The organism is Curtobacterium sp. 1310 (assembly GCF_017834105.1).
Lineage (GTDB): Bacteria > Actinomycetota > Actinomycetes > Actinomycetales > Microbacteriaceae > Curtobacterium.
In genome coordinates, this window is record NZ_JAFICY010000002.1 from 501,124 (window position 1) to 514,954 (window position 13,831).

Annotated in this window: 11 protein-coding genes; 4 read left to right on the plus strand and 7 right to left on the minus strand. The window is 74.1% G+C overall.

All coding sequences use genetic code 11. The features are described from left to right. Positions 1 to 145 precede the first annotated feature (145 nt). Positions 146 to 1,027 (minus strand): PPK2 family polyphosphate kinase, encoded by an 882-nt coding sequence (locus JOD95_RS06445; protein ID WP_209683996.1) that lies wholly within the window; start codon positions 1,025 to 1,027, stop codon positions 146 to 148. A gap of 235 nt (positions 1,028 to 1,262) precedes the next feature. Here JOD95_RS06445 and JOD95_RS06450 point away from each other — a divergent pair, with 235 nt between their 5' ends. Beyond that, positions 1,263 to 2,294, plus strand: a complete 1,032-nt coding sequence (locus tag JOD95_RS06450) for an alpha/beta hydrolase (protein ID WP_066652193.1) — start codon at positions 1,263 to 1,265, stop codon at positions 2,292 to 2,294. Between the two features lie 83 nt (positions 2,295 to 2,377). After that, positions 2,378 to 2,632, plus strand: coding sequence for a hypothetical protein (locus JOD95_RS06455; protein ID WP_066652192.1), 255 nt, complete (start codon positions 2,378 to 2,380; stop codon positions 2,630 to 2,632). Between the two features lie 128 nt (positions 2,633 to 2,760). Here JOD95_RS06455 and JOD95_RS06460 read toward each other — a convergent pair whose 3' ends face one another. Together JOD95_RS06460 and JOD95_RS06465 are read right to left on the minus strand one after the other, a co-directional pair. After that, positions 2,761 to 6,183 carry an efflux RND transporter permease subunit gene (locus tag JOD95_RS06460; protein ID WP_209683998.1) on the minus strand — a complete coding sequence of 1,141 codons (3,423 nt, stop codon included), beginning with the start codon at positions 6,181 to 6,183 and terminating at the stop codon, positions 2,761 to 2,763. Positions 6,184 to 6,268: 85 nt separating this feature from the next. Further along, positions 6,269 to 7,720, minus strand: a complete 1,452-nt coding sequence (locus tag JOD95_RS06465; RefSeq protein WP_209684000.1) for a PLP-dependent aminotransferase family protein — start codon at positions 7,718 to 7,720, stop codon at positions 6,269 to 6,271. A 61-nt stretch (positions 7,721 to 7,781) separates the two neighbouring features. Here JOD95_RS06465 and JOD95_RS06470 point away from each other — a divergent pair, with 61 nt between their 5' ends. Beyond that, a complete protein-coding gene (locus JOD95_RS06470; protein WP_245171599.1) occupies positions 7,782 to 8,495 on the plus strand; it encodes a YitT family protein in 714 nt (237 codons plus the stop codon). After that, a complete protein-coding gene (locus tag JOD95_RS06475; protein ID WP_209684002.1) occupies positions 8,438 to 9,307 on the plus strand; it encodes a sugar phosphate isomerase/epimerase in 870 nt (289 codons plus the stop codon). The genes JOD95_RS06470 and JOD95_RS06475 overlap by 58 nt, the downstream gene beginning before the upstream one ends. Positions 9,308 to 9,398: 91 nt before the next feature. On the opposite strand, the gene JOD95_RS06480 is transcribed toward JOD95_RS06475, so the two are convergent. From JOD95_RS06480 to JOD95_RS06495, 4 genes are read right to left on the minus strand one after another with little or no spacing between them, the layout of a single operon-like run. Next, a complete protein-coding gene (locus JOD95_RS06480; RefSeq protein WP_307810395.1) occupies positions 9,399 to 10,430 on the minus strand; it encodes a Gfo/Idh/MocA family oxidoreductase in 1,032 nt (343 codons plus the stop codon). Beyond that, positions 10,427 to 11,443, minus strand: a complete 1,017-nt coding sequence (locus tag JOD95_RS06485) for a Gfo/Idh/MocA family protein (RefSeq protein WP_209684003.1) — start codon at positions 11,441 to 11,443, stop codon at positions 10,427 to 10,429. Before JOD95_RS06485 ends, JOD95_RS06480 begins: the two co-directional genes overlap by 4 nt. Then, entirely contained in the window at positions 11,440 to 12,567 is a 1,128-nt protein-coding gene (locus JOD95_RS06490) for an ROK family protein (protein ID WP_209684005.1), read from the minus strand. The genes JOD95_RS06485 and JOD95_RS06490 overlap by 4 nt, the downstream gene beginning before the upstream one ends. After that, a complete protein-coding gene (locus JOD95_RS06495) occupies positions 12,564 to 13,784 on the minus strand; it encodes an ROK family transcriptional regulator (protein ID WP_209684007.1) in 1,221 nt (406 codons plus the stop codon). The genes JOD95_RS06490 and JOD95_RS06495 overlap by 4 nt, the downstream gene beginning before the upstream one ends. Positions 13,785 to 13,831: the final 47 nt, after the last annotated feature.

Below are 13,831 nucleotides of genomic sequence, written 5' to 3' on the forward strand. Positions count from 1 at the left end.
TCACATACCGCGGTGCCGAAGGCCGACCGATCGAGTCTACGTGACACGAGCCCGCCTGGCCAGCCCCGATCGACCGGCTACCGGCCGCGCGCGGGCCGTCGGCCGCGGGGCGGAGGGGTGCCGGGCCTCCAGACGGTGAGCGGGATCAGGACTCCGCGAGCCGCCGTCGCTGCTCGGCCACGTCGAAGTCGGCGGCGGGCCAGGTGAGCTGGAGGTCCTCGAGCGCGCGGAGCAGGAGCTGCTGCACGGCGAGTCGGGCGTACCACTTGCGGTTCGCGGGGACGACGTACCAGGGTGCCCGGGCCGTCGAGGTGCGCTCGAACACCGTCTGGTACGCCTGCTGGTACTCGTCCCACCGCAGACGCTCGTCGATGTCGCCCGGGGTGAACTTCCAGTGCTTGTCGGGGCGGTCCAGCCGGTCGCCGAGGCGCTCGCGCTGCTCGTCCTTCGAGATGTGCAGCATGACCTTGACGATCGTCGTGCCCTGCTCGACCAGACGGTCCTCGAAGTCGACGATCGCGCCGTACCGACGCTCGATCTCCTCGGGCGGGGCGAACGCGCGCACCTTCTGGACGAGGACGTCCTCGTAGTGGGATCGATCGAACACACCGAGCTGCCCCGCCGCGGGGAGCTGCCGTTCGATGCGCCAGAGGAAGTCGTGCTCGCGCTCCTCGGCGGTGGGCACCCCGAAGCCCGCGTAGTGGACGCCGTTCGGGTCGACCGCGCCGACGACGTGCGAGACGATGCCGCCCTTGCCCGCGGTGTCCATCGCCTGCAGCACGAGGAGCACACGACGCTGGTCGCCGGCGGTGCTCGCGGCGTGCAGGCGTTCCTGCAGGGCGGCGAGGCGGTCGGCACCGGCGGCGAGAGCCTCGAGCCCGTCGATCTTGCGGCCGGGGAAGCCCGGCGTGCCGTCGGGGTCGACGCGGTCGAGGCGGAAACCCTCCTCGACGCGGAGCAGCGGTTCGGGGTCGGTGTTCCAGGCCTTGCGACGGCTCACGGGTCCTCCTGCGGGTCTCGTGCCCATCCTGGCACCCGGCGGATCCCGGCGTCCCTGGTGAGATCGGGCGTACCTGGCGAGATCGGGCGGCCCGGGCGCCCGGTGACTTCGGGTGGACCTGGCGAGATCGGGCACACCTGGTCGATCTGTTCGACCAGGTACGCCCGGTCCGACCAGGTGTGCCCGGCTCGACCGCGGGGAGGAGCCCACTCGTCCGGACGGCGGACGCAGCGCCGAGCGGGCGGGATTAGCGTGGACGTCGATGAAGACCGGCCGCACCCTGCTCGCGCTCCTCACCGCGCTCGTGGCGACGGCCGTGCTCGGGTCGTGCAGCGGCACACCGGCGGGCGACCGTGACGACGTCGTCACCGCCGACCCCGTGATCTACCCGCTGTCGCTGCGCTACCCCGGCATCGAGGTCGTCGCCGACGTGCCCTACGGTCGGGAACCGCTGCAGCGCCTCGACGTGTGCCTGCCGCCCGACAGCGCACCGGACACCACGGCGACCCCGACGGCCCCGACGTCGACGCCAGCGACGCCGGCCGGTGACGCCACTGCGCGCGCGGACGCACGGGACACCCGTGCTGCCGGCGGCCGACCGGCCGTGATGCTCGTCCACGGGGGCAGCTGGTCGCACGGTGACAAGGCGACCGCCGCCTACCGGGCGGTGTGCCAGTACCTGGCGTCCGAGGGCTTCGTCACCGTGAACGTGGACTACCGCCTCGCACCGACGGACCCGTTCCCGGCGGGGCTCGACGACGTCCGCCGAGCGCTCGACTGGGTATTCCGACCCGCGACGCTGGGGACCTACGACATCGACCCGGACCGCGTCGGGCTCTTCGGCGGCAGCGCGGGAGGCAACCTCGTGGCGATGCTCGCGGTGACCGACCACGAGTCGGCCGCGTGGGCCGCCGGTGACCGCATCCGCGCGGTCGTCGACCTCAGCGGTCCGACCGACCTCACGACGCGGTCGACCGAGCCGGACGGGGTGTCGGCGTCGTTCCAGCGGAAGCAGCTGCTCTACCTCGGTTGCCGGGACTACACGACGTGCCCGGCGGCACGGGCGGCCTCGCCGGGGTACCACGTCACCGACGAGACCGCTCCGTTCTTCGTGGGGCACTCCACCGACGAGTTCATCCCGCTGTGGGAGTCGCAGGAGTTCGTCGCCACCCTGCGCGAGCACGACGTCCCCGTGACGTTCGTCGCGGTCGAGGGGACGGCGCACTCGATCGCCCAGCTCGACCGGGCGATGAGCGAGCGGGTGGTGGCGTTCCTCCGCGACCGTCTCCGCTGACGGGTCCGGCCGGGCCGTGCCCCGTGCGGGTGGCACCCGGACTCGGGTGTGCGGGGGCTGGGGCGTCCGCGCACACTCGAGGGGTGACCGACACCACGAGCCGTCCCGCGCGCCCCGTCACCGAGTGGCCCACCCGGACCTCCGTCCGGACGTACGCGGAGCTGCTGCTCGGGCTGTCGTTCGCCGCCGCCGTGGCCTTCGGCGGATACTCGGCGGCCACCGGCCACATGGCGATCGCCGCCCAGGGTGCCGCCGTCGTGTTCCTCGTGACCCTGACCTGCGTGCTCGTGTCGTGGTTCCGGCAGGTCGACGCCGAGGAGTCCGGCACCCGCGACTGACGCGGGTCTCGGGCATCCGGACCCCGGCGTCTGCCGTCTGACGCCCAACACCCGGCGCCCGCGGTCCGGCGCCCTCGGTCCGGCACCCGCGACTGACGCCTCGAGCGTCCGGACCCCGGCGCCCGGTGTCAGTGCTCTGCTGCCGCCTCCCGCTCCGCCCGCCGGTCGGCCCGGCGTTCCCGGAAGCCCTCCACCACCGAGTACAGCGCCGGCAGCACGACGAGGGTCAACAGCGTCGAGGACACCAGACCGCCGATCACCACCAGGGCGAGCGGCTGCGAGATGAAGCCCGACTTCCCCGTCAGCCCGACCGCCATCGGCAGCAGCGCGAAGATCGTCGCGAGCGCCGTCATGAGGATCGGCCGGAGGCGGCGGGTCGCTCCCTCGATCAGTGCCTCGCGGACGCGGAGCCCCCGGCGGCGGTACTGGTTGACGAGGTCGATGAGCACGATCGCGTTCGTGACGACGATGCCGACGAGCATGAGCAGGCCGATGAGCGACGCGACCCCGAGCGGGATGCCCGTGACGATCTGCAGGAGCAGCGCACCGGTCGCCGCGAACGGCACCGAGAGCAGCAGCAGGATCGGCTGCAGCAGGCTCCGGAAGGTCGCGACCATGATCACGTAGACGATCAGGATCGCGACGAGCACGGCGAGCAGCAGCTGGCTGAACGCCGACGACTGGCTCGACGCCACACCGCCGATCGTCGCCGACGCACCCTTCGGCAGGTCGAGGGCATCGACGGCCGTCGTGACGTTCTGCACCGCCTGTCCGAGGTTCGTCGAGTCGGGCGTGACCGTGATGGTCGCCGTGCGGACGGCGTTCGACGTGGTGATGGTGGTCGGACCGTCGGACTGCTCGACCGTCGCGACGTCGGTCAGCGGGACCTCGCCGCTCGCGGTCGGGATCGACAGCGACTTCAGCGCGTCGATGGTGGTCGGCGGCTCCGGGTCGGCGATGTAGACGTCGAGGGTGGCGTCGTCGATCTCGACGCTGCCGGTGTCCCGCGGCGAGACCGCAGCGGCGACGATCCCGCCGACCTGGGTCTCGGTGAGCCCGCGCTCGGCGGCCTTCGTCCGGTCGACCCGGACGGCCAGGTACGGCTCGGCGGCGGACAGGTTGCTCGACGCCGCGGTGGTGCCGTCGACGCCGCGCATCTCGGTGAGGACCTTCTCCGCCGCGGTCTGCAGCTCGGCCTGGGTCGGCGCGGTGACGTCCACCTCGATGTCGCTCGACCCGCCGAAGCCGCCACCGGCGCTCGACAGGCTGACCTCGCCGACGCCGTCGATCCGCTCGATGCGGTCGCGGGCCTCGGACTGGATCGTCGTCTGGTCGACCCCGGCGTCGGTCGTGACGTTGTACTGCACGGAGGCAGATGCGCCGCCGCCGAACGCGGCCTGGATGGACTGGCCGCTCGACCCGATCGTGGTCTGCACGGTCTCGACACCGGAGACGTCCTGCAGCACCCGCTCGACCTTGCGCGCGGCGTCCGACTGCTCGTCGAGACTGGTGCCCGGCTCGAGGTCCTGCGTCACGGTGAAGGTGTTCTGCCCGGAGTCGCCGAGGTAGTTCGTCTTGACGAAGGGCACGGCCGCTGCGGTGCCGCCGAGGACGACCAGGGCGAGCACGAGGACGAGCGCCGGGCGGCCGACCGCCCAGCGGAGGACGGGCAGGTACCCGCGACGCAGCCGGTCGGACGTCCCGGCGTCGTGCAGGTCGTCGGCCGAGGTCAGCGCCCCGGTCGACGTCGGTCCAGCCGCCCCGGACGCAGCCGACACCGGTGCCGACGAGCTCGCGGGCACGGTCTCGGTCGACCCGGTCTCGGTCGATCCGGTGGTCGGCACCGCCGCGTGCCGGTGCGTCTTCGGCGCCCGGAGCCACCAGTACGCGAGCACGGGCACGATCGTCAGCGACACGAACAGCGACGCGAGCAACGCCATCGTGACCGTGAGCGCGAAGGGCCGGAACAGCTCGCCGACGAGCTCGGCGACGAACGCGACCGGCAGGAAGACCGCAACGGTCGTGAGCGTCGAGGCGGTGACCGCCCCGGCGACCTCGCGCACGGCGTCGAGCACCGCCCGCCCGCGGTCGACGCCGGGTTGCAGGTGCCGTTTGATGTTCTCGATGACGACGATCGAGTCGTCGACCACGCGGCCGATCGCGATGGTGAGCGCGGCGAGCGTGATGATGTTGAGGGTGTAGCCGGCGGCCTGCATGCCGATCGCGGCGAGCAGCACCGAGGTCGGGATCGAGATCGCGGTCACCAGCGTCGACCGCCACGACAGCAGGAACACCAGGATGACGACGACCGCGAACCCGAGGCCGAGCAGGCCCTCCTCCGCCAGGGAGTCGATGGACTGCTGGATGTAGGGAGCCTGGTCGAACACCACGGTGAACTGCGGGTCGCCGGTGACCTTGGCCTCGATGCCGGGCAGTGCGGCCTTCACCGTCTCGGAGACGTCGACGGTGTTCGCCTCCTGCGTCTTCGTGATCGCGATGGTCAGCGCGGTCTTGCCGTCGACGCGGCTGATCGAGGTGCGCGGCGACTCCTCGATCTGCACCGTCGCGACGTCACCGAGCGAGGTCGGCGTGGAGGCGGTGCTCCCGCCCGCACCGCCGGTCGCGGTCGTCCCGGTGCCGGTCGCACCGGTCTGGCCCTGGCCCGCGGCCGTCCCGCCCGCGGTGCCGTCCCCGGAACCCGCGGAGCCGGTGGCCGTGCCGGTGCTGCCGGGAGCGCCCGCGGCACTGCCGGAGTCCGTCGCAGCACCGCCCGCGGACGATCCACCGGTCGACGAGCCGGACGACCCGGACCCGCTCGACGCCGTCAGGGGCAGCCCGCGGATGTCGTCGAGCGACGCGATGCGCTGCCCGGTCTGCACCGAGAGGGTCGTGCCGTCCTGCGTGATCGTGCCACCGGGGATCAGCGTGCCGTTGTCGTCGAGGGCGTCCGAGATCGACTGCGTCGTGAGCCCCCGTGCCGCGAGCTCGTCCTCGTCCGGGGTGATCACGATGCGGCGGCCGGGGTTGCCGAAGACGTCGGCCTGCCGCACGCCGTCGAGCTTCTCGAGGTCGGGCACCGCCGTGGCGTTCAGCCGGTCGACGAGCTGCTCCTGGTTGCCCGAGGCCGTGACGGCGAGCTGCAGCACGGGCAGGTCGTCGAAGGACCCGGTGACGATCTGGGTCTGCACGGTGTCCGGCAGCGACAGGGCGTTCACCGCGGTCTGGATCTTGTCCTCGGCGCTGGCCAGGTTCGACCCGTAGTCGAACGAGGCGGACACCACGCTCTGCCCGGTCGAGGAGGTCGCACTCGTCGACTCGAGGTTCGGCACGACCTGGATGGCCTGCTCGATCTTCGTCGAGACGTCGTTCGACACGACCTCCGGCGTCGCGCCGGGGTAGGCGCTGACGATCGCCACCTGGGGGAACTGGACGCTCGGGATGAGCTCCTGCTTGAGGTTCGTCAGGGCGACGCCGCCGAACACCGCGACGACGATCGTGACGAGCGCGATGAGGGCGCGGTTCCGGAGGCTGAAGACCGAGAGGAGGTGCACGTGCCGATCCTCGCAGTTCCACCTGCGAACCAGACCGCCCGGCGCAGGTCCGTGGACGAACGTGCACCTGTGGACGACCGGGCGTTCAGACCACCGCGGCGAGCGACCCCCGGGCGCCCGCTGCCTCGCCACCGATCCGCGACCACGCGCGCCCGAGCACGTCGACCAGGCGCTCCCGGTCCGCCGCGGCCGTCGTCCAGGGCACCCGGAGGAACCGCTCGAACCCGCCGTCGGGGCCGAACACCCCACCCGATGCCAGGAGCACCCCCTCGGCCCGCGCGGCCAGGACGAGTGCGCTCGACACCGGACGGCCGAGCCCGACCCACGTCGTCAACCCGCCTGCCGGCGACGGGACGTCCCACTCGGGCAGCCGGGCGCGCAGGCCGGCCACGAGCTCGTCGCGACCGGCGCGCAGGAAGGTGCGCCGCCCCTCCAGGACGGCCGCCGTGCGCGGCACGAGCTCGCGCGCGACGAGCTGGTCGAGGACCGGCGTGCCGAGGTCGCCCGTCGGGCGGGCGAGCAGCAGGCGCTGGAGGAGCTCCGGTGCGGCCCGGACCCAACCGATGCGCAGGCCGCCCCAGAAGACCTTCGCGGCGGAGCCGATCATCACGACCGAGGCGCCCGACGGGTCGGCCGCGGCGAGCGGCGGCGCGGGGTCCCCGTCGATGCGGAGCTCCCCCATCGTCTCGTCGGCGACCACGGTCGTGCCGGTCGTCGCGGCGACGTCGAGCAGCAGCCGCCGGGTGTCGGCCGTCATGGTCGCCCCGGTCGGGTTGTGGAGCTCGGGCATGACGTAGGCGACCGCCGGGGCCGTCCGGCGCAGGGTCGTCTCGAGCGCTGCCGCGTCCCAGCCGGCGCGGGCGTCGACGGGCACACCGACGAGTCGCGCACCGGCCTCGCGGAAGGCCTCGTGCGCGTGCGGGTACGTCGGCGACTCGACGAGCACGGTGTCGCCGCGGCGCACGAGGACGCGGGCGAGCAGTGCGATCGCGTGCTGGGCACCGATCGTGACGATCACCTGCGAGGGGTCGGTGGGCAACCCGCGCTCGGTGTACCGGTCCGCGATCGCTGCGCGGAGCCCGGGGTCGCCGACGGTGTCGTAGCCGGTGCCGGCGAGCGCGGCGGGCACGGACCGGACCGCCCGCTCGACGGCGTCGGCGACCTCGGGTGCGGCGTGCAGGGCGGCCTTCCGCAGGTCGAGCAGGTCCCCGGGCACCACGCCGCCGAGCCGCTCGGGGTCGGGCCGACCGGCCAGGTCGCGCGGCAGGTGCACGACGCTGCCGGACCCGCGCAGCGACACCACGAACCCGTCGTCCCGCAGCCGGGCGTAGGCGTTCGCGACGGTCGTCCGGGAGACGCCGAGGGCCTCGGCGAGCCCGCGTTCGGCGGGCAACCGGACGCCCAGCGGCACCCGACCGTCGATGACGAGCACGCGGACGGCGTCGGACAGGGCCTCGTACGCGGGGGCGTCGGTGCCGTCCCGCCAGTCGGCGAGCAGGAGGGCGGCGGCACGGGCGCTGAGGGAGACCGGGGGCACGGGGCCACGCTAGCCCGATTGGCTCTCGACGGCCAGGCCAATCCGGCGGGAGCATCGGTGCATGCGCCGCTCCACCGCCCTCGTGCTCCGCTCCGTCCAGCTCGCCGTCGGGCTCTTCCTCTACGGCGCCTCGACCGCGCTGCAGGTCCGCGCCGTGGTCGGCGTCGGATCGTGGACGGTCCTGACGCAGGGCCTGGAGAACGTGCTGCCCTGGTCGTTCGGCGTCATCACCGTGGCGTCGAGCGTCGTCATCCTGCTGCTCTGGATCCCGCTCCGCCAGAAGCCCGGCATCGGCACGCTCTGCAACGTGCTGGCGATCGGCCCGTCGGCCGACCTGGTGCTCTGGCTCGTGCCGGAGCCCGACGGCCTGGTCCCCCGGATCCTGCTGTTCGCCGCGGGGCTCGCGCTGCTCGCCGTCGCGACGGCCTGCTACATCGGCGCCGGGCTCGGCACCGGCGCCCGGGACGGCCTGATGGTCGGCGTGCACGAGCGGTTCGGCTGGCCGCTGTGGCTCGCCCGTACCGTCATCGAGGTCACCGTCGTCGTGGTGGGATGGCTCCTCGGCGGCGACGTCGGGGCCGGCACGGTGGTCGCGGCGTTCGCGATCGGCCCGATGGTGCAGCCGCTCATGCCGCTCTTCCGCCGCCTGCCGTGGTCCCCGCAACGCCAGGGCAGCACCCCTGGTGGCGGCGCACCGACTGCGGCTAGGGTCGCGCCATGCGACTCGGAGTGTCCTCCTACAGCTACGCCCGCTCGCTCCAGCGCGGTGCACTGACGATCCTCGACGTCGTCGACCGGGTCGCGGACGCCGGTGGCGAGCACCTCGAGATCGCCGCGGGCGGGTTCGGCGACGACCTCCCCCGGCAGCCCGAGCTCGTCGACCGGTTGCGCGAGCACGCCGCCGCCCGCGGGATCGGGCTCGCGAACCACGTGATCGGTGCGGACTTCTCGGACCCGGCGACCGTCGACGCCGAGGTCGCCCGCGTCCACGAGCACCTCGACGTCGCACACCGGCTCGGGATCACGCACCTCCGCCACGACGTCGTCCCCTGGGCCTGGCGGGACGCCGACCACGCGGAGTTCGAGCGGGTGCTCGCGCAGGTGGTGCCGGTCTGCCGCGCGGTCGCCGAGCACGCCGCGACGCTCGGCATCACGACGATGGTCGAGAACCACGGCTTCGCCTTCAACGACAGCGAGCGGATCCTGCGGCTGGTGCACGAGGTCGACCACCCGGGCTTCCGCGCGCTGCTCGACGTCGGCAACTTCGTCTGCCTCGACGACGACCCGCTGCGCGCGGTGCAGCGGGTGCTGCCGGTCGCGGCGGTCGTGCACCTCAAGGACTTCCTGGTGCGCGAGACCCCGCCGGCGGCGGACGGGTGGCTCACCACGCTGGCCGGTCGCGCCGTCCTCGGCACGGTGGTCGGGCACGGCGACCTGCCGCTCGGCCGGATCGTCGAGCGGATCGTCGCCAGCGGGTTCGACGGGCCGGTGTCGATCGAGTTCGAGGGACTCGAGGACGACGTCGACGCGGTCGAGCGCGGACTCGCGAACGCACGCCGCCTGTGGGCGGCGGCCGGTGGCTCCTGACGCGACCGCCCGGCGGTCGGGCCGCACCCGCTGACGGACTGGAGGCGCGGCGCCGGCCGGCACCGCGCCTCCAGGCCGTCAGCGGGTCGGGTCAGACGGACCGCACCCGCACCGTCTCGCCGGTCGCGGCCGACTCCTGCGCTGCCAGCACGATCGCCAGGGTGCGCAGTCCCACGGCCGCGTCGGGCTGGGGCTGCTCGCCGGAGCGCACCGCGGCGACGAACGTGTCGAGCATCGCGGCGTCGAAGTCCGGCCCGTAGGGCAGGACGACCGACCGGCCGCTCGCGGCGTCGAGCCCGCGGACGCTGGGCCGGAAGAAGTCGACGTCCACCGATCCCTCGGTCCCGACGACGGTGAGGGCCAGCCCACCCCACGCCGGCGAGGTGTCCGGACGGCTCCACGAGCAGTCGATCGCCGCGATCGTGCCGTCGGCGTAGGTGATGGTGACCAGACCGGCGGTCTCGGCCTGCGCGCGCGACGCGTGCAGCACCCGGTTCGTGACCGCCGTGACGGTCTCGGCCGGCGTGCCGTCCAGGAGCTCGTCGAGCAGGTCCGCGATGTGCACGACGTGGTCGACGATCGCGCCGCCGCCGGACAGTCCGGGTTCCGTGAACCACGAGCGGGTCAGCGGCAGCATGCCGTTGTTGGCACCGCGGACCGAGAACACCTCGCCGAGGCGGCCGGACCGCTTCGTCGCGGCGAGCCGGGCGAAGGTGCTCGCGAAGCGGACCGGGAAGGCGACCATGAGCAGCACGCCGGCGGCCTCGGCGGCGGCGCGCATCGCGAGCCCGTCCTCCCAGGTCGTGGCGAGCGGCTTCTCGCACAGCACGTGGGCCCCGGCGGCGGCGGCCTGTTCGACCAGGGCGCGGTGCCGGGCGTTCTCGCTCGTGACCACCACGGCGTCGACCCCGCTCGCCAGCAGCTCCTCGACGGTGTCGACGTACGCGACCCCGAGGGCATCCGCGAGTGCACGACCGCGCAGGTCGACCAGGTCGTTGCCCGTCGAGGTGCCGTCCGGGTCGGTGCCGACGACCTCGACGTCGGGCATCGCCTGCAGCGCGGACAGGTAGGACAGGGCGTGCGTGTGCGCGAAGGACAGCACGCCGATGCGCAGGGCGGTCACGCCGTCGCCCCCTCGTGCGTCCCGGCCGCCGGCGCGGGCTCGAGGTCGACGGGCTGCCCCGTCGCGACCGACCGCAGCGCGGCGTTGACGATGCGGACCGCGGTGGCGCCGTCCTCGGCGGACACGCGGGGCGCCGCGCCGCCACGGAAGGCCCCGAGGTACTCGCGGATCTCGAGGAAGTACGGGTCCTCGGCGGGGTCGAGCTCGGGCAGGTCGCCGCCGACCCCGGCTTCGTCGAGGAGCTCCGCCGTGTAGTTCCGCTCGGCGCGGGAGTCGTGCGACAGGGACCCGAGGGTGCCGGTCGCCGAGAACTCGGTGACGAACGGCAGGTGCGCCGGCCCCCAGATGCCCGCGACGTGGCTGATCGCCCCGGACGCGTGGGTGAGCAGCACGTGCGCCGCCTCGACCGGGTGGTCGACGGTGCCCTTGCGGACGTGCACCGCGCTGACCCGGACGACGTCGCCGGCGATCCACCGTGCGATGTCCAGGTCGTGGATCATCTGGTCCATGATGATGCCGCCCGAGAGCTCGGGGTCGGCGAACCAGGCGGAGCGGGTCGGGAACGCACCCGAGCGGACGAACCGCAGGACGGCCAGTTCGCCGAGCTGCCCGGCCTCGACCGCGGCCTTGAGACGGACGTACTCGGGGAAGTAGCGGACCACGTGTGCCGGGTAGAGCTGGCGACCGGCCTCGTGCGCGAGCCGGACCAGGTCGTCGGCGTCCGCGTCGGTGCGGGCGAGCGGCTTCTCGCTGATGACGTCCTTGCCGGCGGCGAGCGCCGCGCGCACGACCTCGGCGTGGGCGTACGTGGGGACGACGACGTCCACCACGTCGACGCGGGCGAGGAGTTCGTCGAGCGAGTCGACCACCTCGCCGCCGTGTGCTGCGACGAGGTCCTCGGCGCCGACCTCGGAGAAGACGACGACGTCCCCGATCCGGAGCAGGTTCGGCAGGTGCGCGTGGGCGATCACCCCCGCGCCGACGAGGCCGATCCGGAGTCGCTGAGCGGTCATGGGGTCCTCCTGGTTCGTGGTGGTGCGGTGTCCGTGGTGGGTTCGGCGCCGTGGGCAGCGGTGGTGGCGGCAGGCGGCGCAGGGGCCGACTGCGCTGCGGTCGACTGCGCTGCGGTCGACTGCGCTGCGGTCGACTGCGCAGCGGTGCGGGCGAGCAGGGCTGCTCCCGCCAGGCCGGCACCGGCGCCCGCGAGGGACTGCTCGATGCGGGGCGCGGGACGCCAGCCGAGCCGCGCGTCCACCGCGGTGCGCAGCGGGGCGAGCAGGCGTTCCCCGGACTCGCCGAGTCCGCCGCCGACGACGACCACCGCCGGGTCGAGCACGGCGGACAGGATCGCGATCCCGGCGGCGAGCGCGTCGACCGCGTCGGCCCAGACCGCGGCGGCCACGGGGTCGGCGTCCACGGCGGCGACGATCTCCTCGGTCGCGCCGTCGATCGTTCCGCCGGCCGCGCGGTAGCGCCGTCGGATGTTCCGTGCGGAGGCGTACACCTCGACGCACCCGCGCTGCCCGCACGTGCAGGGCTCGCCCCCCGGGCGGACGCACACGTGTCCGACCTCGCCGGCACCTCCGGCTGCCCCGACCACCAGGCGCCCGTCGACGACCAGGCTCGCGGAGACGCCGGTCCCGATCGGGATGAAGACCAGCTCGGCGACGTCCCGGCCTGCCGCGGTGCGTGCTGCGATCTCGGCCGTCGCGGCAGCGCGGGCGTCGTGCGCGACGGCGACGGGGACGCCGTACCGGTCGCGCAGGAGTCCGGCGAGGGGCAGGTCGTGCCAGTCGAGGTTGACCGCGACGACCACCGTCCCGGTCTCGGCGTCGACGACCCCGGGCGTGCAGAGACCGATGGCGGCGAGCGGGTGCCCGGCGGTGGCCGCGGCGGCGGCGAGCCGGTCGACGACGGCGGTGACGGCGGCGAGCGCCGGACCGCCCACGGTGGCGTCCGTGGCCGCCGCGTGCGCGTCGGTCGCCGCGACCGGCGCCAGGGTGGGGACGACCGCGCGGTCGAGGACGACGTCACCGACCCGGACCATCCCCTTGACGGTGGTGCCGCCGACGTCGACGGCGACGACCGCGCCCGATGACTCCCGGCCGCCGTGCGAGCCCGTGCCCGCGGCGCTCATGCCGTCCGCTCCGTCGCCGCGCGGGCGAGTTCGTCGACGCGTGCCGGTGCGAGCACCTCGTCGATCGCGAGCACCGTCGCCCCGCGGATGCCGGCGTCGCGCGGGGACGAGCTCGCCCGGACGTCGAGGGCGTCCGCGACCATCGGCAGGCACGACCGGTAGAGCTCCCCGCGGATCGTCGCGACCAGGACGGACGACGCCGACATCGCCCCCGCCAGCACGACCTCGCTCGGGTTGCAGAAGTTCACGATGCCGGAGAGCACGCGGCCGATGTGCTCCCCCGCCCGGCGGAGTTCGTCGAGGACGACCGCGTCGCCCTGCGCCGCGAGCGCGAGCACGTCGCTCGTCCCGCCGACCTGCCGTCCGCCCGCGCGCAGCCGCGCCGCGATCGCTCCCCCGGACGCCACCGACTCGAGGCAGTCCGGCACGCCGCAGGTGCAGCCGATCGCGGCCTGGCCGTCGACCGGGGTGTGGCTGATCTCGCCGGCGGCACCGCTCACCCCGCGGTGCAGGCGCCCGTCGAGCAGCACCCCCGAGCCGATGCGGGTGCCGAGCTTCACCGCGACGAGCGTGCCCGTGCGGTCGGGGCCCGGACGCTCGGCCAGGGCGATGAGGTTCGCGTCGTTCTCCACGAGGACGGGGGCGTCGGTGTGCTCGGCGAAGAGCTCGGGCAGCACGGCACCGTGCCACGACGGCTCGAACGACGGGGTCGCGATGCTGCCGCCCGGGTACGACACGGGCGCGGGGACGCTGATCGCGGCGCCGCGGAAGCGGGTCGTGTCGAGGCCGGCGTCGCGGGCGAGCTCGACGAACCGGTCCCACAGCGCGGCGACCGACGCCCGCGGTCCGGCGGCGACGGGCACCGTCGCGGCGCCGTGCTCGAGGGCGTCGGTGTCGGCGACGATCCGGCCGGCCAGGTCGGTGAGCACGATGCGCACGTGGTGGGCGCCGAGGTCGGCCGCGGCGACGAAGCCGGCGTCCGCCACGAGTTCGAGCCGCCGGGCACGCCTGCCGCCGCGGGACCCCTCGGCGCCGCTCTCGCGCACGAGCCCGAGCGCGGTCAGTGCGTCGACCCGGGCCGAGGCCGTGGACGGTGCGAGTCCGGTGCTCCTGGCGATGCTCGAGCGCGAGGTCGTGTCCGAGACGCGGATCAGTCGGAGGACGTCCCCGACGGACCCGGGGTTCCGGTCCATGTCCTGGAAGTGCTGCTCGTGCATGCCGACACTGTAGCGACGAAACGGTCGATTATCGAACGAAGTCGTTG